This is a genomic window from Chryseobacterium contaminans, from assembly GCF_001684955.1.
GTDB lineage: Bacteria > Bacteroidota > Bacteroidia > Flavobacteriales > Weeksellaceae > Chryseobacterium > Chryseobacterium contaminans.
In genome coordinates this window covers 1-5,517 of the sequence record NZ_MAYF01000123.1, presented here as the reverse complement: position 1 = coordinate 5,517, position 5,517 = coordinate 1, and the positions used below count along the sequence as shown (strand labels likewise).

The window sequence follows — 5,517 nt, the reverse complement described above, 5'->3', positions numbered from 1 at the left end:
ATCTATTTGTGGAGCATTCGCATCGAATAAAACGACCTTGCATCCTGCGGTTGCAGCCACCTGAGCAATTCCAACGCCCATGGTTCCTGCCCCAATAATTCCAATATTCATAGTTAAAAAAGTAATGTAACAATGTATCAGTTTACCAATGTAACAATTTTATCAAAAAATTGAATCTTGCCTAAGCATTTACATTGATTGGTAAACTGTTACATTGATCAATTGTTATATTAATCTTATTTTCCCTTATAATTAGGTTTTCTTTTTTGTAAAAAGGCATTTACACCTTCTATGAAGTCTTCTGTTTCTGCTGCTTCCTGTTGTAAATCTCCTTCCAGTTCCAACTGTTCTTTTAAAGTATTGGTATAAGAGCTAGCAAAAGCTTTTTTCGTTAGTTTTAGAGCTGCGGTTGGCATATTAGCCATTCTTTCCAGGATTTCCATTGATTTTGGTCCGAATTCTTCTTCAGCGAATACTTCAGCAACAAGCCCATGTGCTTTAGATTCTTCAGCAGATAGTTTTTTACCTGTGAACGCTAAATAATTAGCCAATTGTCTACCTAAAAGCTTCGGTAAGAAATAGGTTCCTCCTGTATCAGGGATCAATCCGATATTTGAAAATGCCTGAGCGAAATACGCCTTGTTATTAGCCAACACAAAATCACAGATTAATGCCAGCATAGCACCAGCTCCTACAGCAGGACCATTTACTAATGCAATAACCGGTTTTTTACAACGGGTAACTTCCATTACCAATGGATTATAATAATCTACCACAATTTTTCTGATAATGTCCTGATCATGGTGCTCTTTACCTACTGCAAAAGCTTCTTCAAGATTCTGACCGGAACAAAAAGCTCTTCCTCTTCCGGAAATAGCAACGCATCTTACGGTTTCATCCTCACTGCATTCTTTAATGAAATCTTTCAGATCTCCTAAAGATGGCTTTGTAAGTGCGTTCATCGTTTCAGGCTGATTCAGGTAGGCAATTTTAAGCTTCCCGTCAAAGTGCGATTCAATATCGAGTTGTGTATACATAGTTTTTGTATTTTATATTTAACAATGCACTAATTTAACAATATAAATCAATGTAACCGTCTAACAATTTAACAATCTAGCCCTATCATCGTTATGTTTTGCATAGTCCGTAAATTTTATGGATAAACTGATACTTTGATGTATTGTTGTGTTCATTCTAGTGACATTTAAAATAATCAAAAGGCTCTAAACAGTCTAAGCATTGATAAGAAGCCTTACACAAGGTAGACCCAAATCTGCTGATCTGTTTGGTATGTTCGGAACCGCAACGCGGACATTTCTTCGGTTTCCCGATGTGATGTACATCCGCTCCTTTTTCAGGCGGTGTGATTCCGAAAGCACGTAGTTTTTCTCTCGCTTCATCCGTCAGCCAATCTGTTGTCCATATCGGAAACATTTTGGTGACTACTTTGGCTTCCCATCCGTTTTCTTTCATCATTTTGATGATATCTTCTTCAATGGTAAACATTGCCGGACAGGCAGAATACGTAGGCGTAATGGTCACTTCACAAGAGTTTTCACCTGTGACCTGTGCATCTCTTACAATTCCTAATTCCACAATATCAATCACCGGAATTTCCGGATCGGGAATTGTTTTTAATAAATCTAAAAGCTGATTCATATTTTATCTTTTATCAGAATCAAGAATTATTCTCATTAAATTCTGATAGTCCAAGTTGTCTGTTATACCGTTGTGATACTGATTTTTTAATATTATCAGGCTATCTCCTTTTTTAAAATTATTTTTAAGTTTTAAAGAGGCATTATAATGGATGACCTCATCTTTATCCCCATGAAAAATAATAACAGGTGATGGAACGGTTTCTAAATATTCGTTCGTTTCAAAATTATATTTCAGAAGAAACTTAGGAAGAAATGAAAATTTCTGATTCATTTCATCTTTCATACTGTAGTAAGGGGCTTGTAAAATCAACAGTTTTGCATGGTGTGCAGATGCTAATTTCGCCGCTAACCCTGTTCCTACGGAATATCCTAAAATAATAATTCTGTCTTCAGTATATCTTTTTAAAAGTTCTTTGTAAGCACTCTCAATATCTGAAAAAAGCTGATCTCTACTATTAATTTCACCTTGGCTCTTTCCGTAACCTCTGTAATCCAATATAAATGTATCATAGTTCATACTGCTATACAATTGAGCAACGTCACCCCAGCCTTTAATGGATCCTCCGTTTCCATGAAGATAAAAGATAACTCCTTTGGGATTCTGAGCTTTAAATAAAACTGAGTTCAAATGCTTCTTATCCTGTGTTTGGATTGTTATTTCTTCAAAATCTCCAGCAAAACTAAACTTATAATCTTCAGGCAATTTTTCAGGATAAAAGATGATTTTCTCCTGATAGAAATAAACACCCACGCATAATATAATATATGCTATAAGAAAAAAAGCTAGTATTCCCAGAAGCATCTTTTTCATAGCCTACTACCAGGTACATCCAGGATACGCTCTCTGCATATACTGCAGCTCACAAAGGATATACCCGAAATATTCTGTATGATATCCTGTTCTTGATTTTGGCTGCATGAAAGGATTTGTTGGATATTCTAATCCGAAGCTTTGGAAATCTTTCTCTGTAATGGCAACGAAATCTTTGTAAAGTTCATCAACATTAGGAACGATATTCAAAACAGCAAGATCATCTTCCCCTTCTGATTTGGCAAATAACCCTTTTGTATATTCCCAGATGTTTTCAATAGCATTTTCTACACGGGTACGGCTTTCTTCAGTTCCCTGAGCAAAGATTTTCATCCAGGATGCAGCATGCGTATAGTGGTATCTTACTTCTTTTAATGATTTTTGGGCAATAGCTGCCAATTCTTCATTAGCTGAATTTGATAATGCTTCGTACATCAGTTTCTGATACACAGAGAAAACATAAACCTTTAAAATGGTCTGAGCATAATCTTCATTAGGAAGCTCTGTCCAGTGTGCATTTAGATATTCGTGTTCGTATCTCAAGAAGGCGATATCATCTTCACTTTTGCCATTATCAATCACTCTTGAAGCATATACATAAAAGTTATTAGCCTGGCCAAGTTCATCCAAAGCGATGTTTGTTAATGCAATATCTTCCTCTAAATAAGGACCTTCACCACACCATGCAGACAAACGCTGTCCCATAATGAAACTGTCGTCTGCTAGTTTTAATAAATAATTATATAATGGGTTCATTGTTTAATAGATTTGAAGACCAATAGATAATAGACGAATAGATAATAGATAGAGAGACCTTAAAGTCTTTTATCTATTCGTCTATTATCTCCAAGTCTATTTATTACATATTTTTTACGTCGTTTGGAATCTCGTAGAAAGTTGGATGACGGTATAGTTTATCATCAGCCGGATCAAAGAATGCTTCTTTATCCACACCTTCCGAAGTCACGATATATTTACTTGGAACCACCCAAACAGAAGTTCCTTCTTTTCTTCTGGTATAAACGTCTCTTGCGTTCTGTAAAGCCATTTCTGCTGTTGGCGCCTGTACAATTCCAACGTGTTTGTGAGATAATCCCGGTTTAGTCTGAATAAACACTTCCCACATATCTAAATTTGCCATAGTCAAATTAATTTAACAATGTATCAATGTACCAGTTTATCAATGAAATTCTTTGTTTCGCTTAGAATGACAATTGATTGTTACATTTTTACATTGGTATATTGTTACATTATTATATTACTTCTTTTTGTTGTTTCTCTGCAAAAGCAATCGCTGCTTCTTTCACCCAAGCATTCTCTCTCTGAGCTTTTCTCTTGGTTTCAATACGCTTTTTATTGCAAGGGCCGTTTCCTTTTAAGATTTCCATGAATTCATCCCAAGGAAGCTCTCCGAAATCATAATGTTGTCTTTCCTCATTCCATTTCAGATCTTTATCCGGGATGGTCAATCCTAAGAATTCAGCCTGAGAAACAGTAACGTCAATAAATCTCTGGCGAAGACTGTCATTACTTTCTCTTTTCACTCTGTAATTCATAGACATTTTAGAGTTTGGAGAATGTTCATCATTTGGACCAAACATCATCAAAGCCGGCCACCAGAATCGGTTTAATGAAGCCTGGGCCATTTCTTTCTGCTGCTTGGTACCACGGCAAAGTGCCATAAGGATTTCATAACCTTGTCTTTGGTGGAAAGATTCTTCTTTACAGATCTTTACCATCGCTCTTGAATAAGGACCATAAGAATTCCCCATCAGCATTACCTGATTCATAATTGCTGCACCATCAACCAGCCAGCCGATAGCACCGATATCTGCCCAACTTAGCGTCGGGTAATTGAAGATGCTTGAGTATTTTGCTTTTCCTTCCAGCATATCATCATAAGTAGCATCTCTGTCTGCTCTGATACTTCCGTCTCCTAAAGTTTCTGTTGCAGAATAAAGATATAAACCATGACCTGCCTCATCCTGAACTTTAGCCAGAAGCGCCATTTTTCTCCTCAATGAAGGCGCTCTGGAAATCCAGTTGGCTTCCGGCAGCATTCCTACAATTTCAGAATGCGCATGCTGTGAAATCTGACGAACCAAAAGCTTTCTGTAATCATCCGGCATTACGTCTTTTGGTTCTACTTTATTTTCTTCGTGAACGTATTGAACAAATTTTTCTAAGTCCATAATTAAAATCTTTAAAATTTTAAAATGTACCAATATATCAATCTAACAGTCTAACAATAACATTGGTAAATTGTTACATTGCTACATTAACTACACATCATAATTAAGCATCACCACATTCGTTGTCGGGTGGCACTGGCAGGTAAGAACATAACCTCTGGCTACTTCTTCTTCGGTAAGCGCATAGTTTTTCTCCATAAAAACTTCTCCTTCCAAAACTTCCGCTTTACACGTACAGCACACTCCTCCTTTACATGCAAAAGGTACAGGAAGATTGTCTTTCAATGCTTTATCTAAGATACTCTCTTTTTTGGAATTAAGGTGAAATGAATATTCATCATCATCAATAATCACCGTTACCATACTTTCAATATTGGCAATTGCTTTGAATTCATCACTCATTTCCTCCGTATTTTCTTCGTCAGGAGCTGTGAAGTATTCAAATAAAACCTGAATGGCAGGTACTTTCTTATCTTTTTTCAGATAGTCTGCAATTCCTTTAATCATTTCTGAAGGACCACAGATAAAATAAGTGGATTCTTTTACATCAATATCTGTATATCTTTCAAACAACTGATCTAATTTTTCAGGAGAAATCCTTCCCTCAAAAACAGGATCTTCATGTTTTTCACGACTTACCAGATACACTACTTTAAGTCTTCCATTGAACTGCTCTACCAGCTTATCAATTTCAGCTTTTCTCAAAACATGATTCATGCTTCTGTTACTGTAAAACAGATAAGCATTACTGTTAGGTTCCTGATAAAGACTTTCTTTGATATTGGACAAAACCGGAGTAATTCCGCTTCCTGCAGCCAAACCAACATATGTCTTTACATTGGTTGGATGATAA

At 36.3% G+C, this 5,517-nt stretch carries 8 protein-coding genes; all 8 read right to left on the bottom strand.

The features are described 5' to 3' along the window. Nucleotides 1-111, bottom strand: a 111-nt coding sequence (locus tag BBH99_RS21875) for a 3-hydroxyacyl-CoA dehydrogenase NAD-binding domain-containing protein (protein ID WP_228390774.1), incomplete at its 3' end; no start/stop codon positions are given. A gap of 125 nt (nt 112-236) precedes the next feature. Continuing rightward, nucleotides 237-1,037 carry an enoyl-CoA hydratase-related protein gene (locus BBH99_RS08890; RefSeq protein WP_066694759.1) on the bottom strand — a complete coding sequence of 267 codons (801 nt, stop codon included), beginning with the start codon at nt 1,035-1,037 and terminating at the stop codon, nt 237-239. 157 nt (nt 1,038-1,194) lie between these two features. Then, nucleotides 1,195-1,659 carry a 1,2-phenylacetyl-CoA epoxidase subunit PaaD gene (paaD, locus tag BBH99_RS08885; RefSeq protein WP_066694757.1) on the bottom strand — a complete coding sequence of 155 codons (465 nt, stop codon included), beginning with the start codon at nt 1,657-1,659 and terminating at the stop codon, nt 1,195-1,197. A 3-nt stretch (nt 1,660-1,662) separates the two neighbouring features. Then, complete coding sequence (locus BBH99_RS08880; protein WP_228390773.1) at nt 1,663-2,463, bottom strand: alpha/beta hydrolase; 801 nt, start codon at nt 2,461-2,463, stop codon at nt 1,663-1,665. 15 nt (nt 2,464-2,478) lie between these two features. Continuing rightward, a complete protein-coding gene (gene paaC, locus BBH99_RS08875; protein WP_066694754.1) occupies nt 2,479-3,228 on the bottom strand; it encodes a 1,2-phenylacetyl-CoA epoxidase subunit PaaC in 750 nt (249 codons plus the stop codon). A gap of 103 nt (nt 3,229-3,331) precedes the next feature. Next, complete coding sequence (gene paaB / locus BBH99_RS08870; protein WP_002981782.1) at nt 3,332-3,613, bottom strand: 1,2-phenylacetyl-CoA epoxidase subunit PaaB; 282 nt, start codon at nt 3,611-3,613, stop codon at nt 3,332-3,334. 112 nt (nt 3,614-3,725) lie between these two features. Further along, nucleotides 3,726-4,664: a 1,2-phenylacetyl-CoA epoxidase subunit PaaA gene (paaA, locus tag BBH99_RS08865; protein WP_066694753.1), complete on the bottom strand. Its 939-nt coding sequence runs from the start codon at nt 4,662-4,664 to the stop codon at nt 3,726-3,728. A 90-nt stretch (nt 4,665-4,754) separates the two neighbouring features. Next, nucleotides 4,755-5,517: 2Fe-2S iron-sulfur cluster-binding protein (locus BBH99_RS08860; protein ID WP_066694751.1), on the bottom strand; the 763-nt coding region annotated here is incomplete at its 5' end.